The organism is Sporacetigenium mesophilum DSM 16796 (genome assembly GCF_059569055.1).
In genome coordinates this window covers 1-1485 of record NZ_JCANUR010000041.1, presented here as the reverse complement: position 1 = coordinate 1485, position 1485 = coordinate 1, and the positions used below count along the sequence as shown (strand labels likewise).

Genomic DNA, 1485 nt, shown 5'->3' with positions numbered 1-1485 from the left:
CCTAGTATTTTCAATATTCCGCCTAAAAGTACAGTGTCCTTGACGTATCCTGCAGGCATTCCCTTTATTATAAGACCAAATACTACACCGATTAAAAGGCCTATCATTATCTTCGTCGTTAAACCCATCTTCTTTTTCATAATTTCCCTCCCATTCTAAATATCGAATTATGCCGAAATAAATCGAATTCATATCTTATATTTATAAAGTATATCACGTTTCATTAATTTTTAGAATAGTTTTTTAAGTTATACAAAAGATTTTTTTCTTACAAATTATTCATTTTTTGTCGTTTAAAGATTTGTTTTCCATTTCAAACCATAAAATAAAGAAAGCTTATTCCATGCAAGATTCATAAAATAAGCTTTAATATCAAAAAGGATGCATCCAAGATGCATCCTTAATAATTAATTTATTACACTAGCAACAGTTTCTTTCTCGCTGTAGTATTTATCTAAATCAAGTTCTTTTTCAGTTTTAGCTACTACTAATGTACATGCACAGTCACCCATTACATTTATAGTAGTTCTACACATATCTAATATTCTATCTATACCCATGATAAGTCCTATACCTTCTACTGGAAGACCAACAGAAGTTAATACCATAGATAAAGTTATCATACCAACTCCAGGAACACCTGCAGTACCAACAGAAGCTAATGTTGCTGTTAATATTATAGTTAATATCTCTTGCATTCCTAAGTCTATACCATATACTTGAGATATAAATATAGCAGCTGCTCCTTGCATTATAGCAGTACCATCCATATTTATAGTAGCTCCAAGAGGTAATGTAAATGAGCTTATGCTTTTATGCACACCCATTTTTTCCATTTCTTCCATTGTTACAGGTAATGAGGCATTACTTGATGATGTTGAAAAAGTAACTGCCGCAATTTTACCAAATTTTTTGTAAAAAGGCATAGCCTTTAGTCCAGTTAATAATTTTAATAAACCTGTATAAGTTATTGTACCTTGAAGGAATAATGCAAATAACACTACAAACATATACTTTCCAAGTGCAAACATTGCATCTATTCCAACAGTTGCAAATGTATTAGTAACCAATGCAAATACTCCATATGGAGCAAGTAACATTATCATTTCTACCATTTTCATACATATTTCATTAGCTGATTCAAATATTTTCTTAACTGGTTCAGCTTTTTCTCCAATTATACTCATTGCTGAACCCATAATTAATGCAAATATTATTATTTGTAACATATCTGCATTTGCTAAAGATGCAACAGGATTTGATGGTATCATTGCAAGTATAACATCTACTAAAGATTTATTTTCTCCTATAGTAGGTTGTTGAGTTATTAAGTTAGACATATCAAGTCCAACCCCTGGATTTACTACTTTCCCAACTATTAATGCTATAGTTATAGCAAGTGCTGTAGTAAGTAAGTAGAATGTCATAGTTTTTCCACCTATTCTACCAAGTTTACCTATATCCCCCATAGCTGAAGCTCCACAT

1 protein-coding gene is annotated in these 1485 nt (G+C 31.1%); it reads right to left on the bottom strand.

Annotated features, from left to right (window positions below; translation table 11 throughout):
- Positions 1-407: 407 nt before the first annotated feature.
- Positions 408-1485: dicarboxylate/amino acid:cation symporter (locus BS62_RS15150; RefSeq protein ID WP_496492090.1), on the bottom strand; the 1078-nt coding region annotated here is incomplete at its 5' end.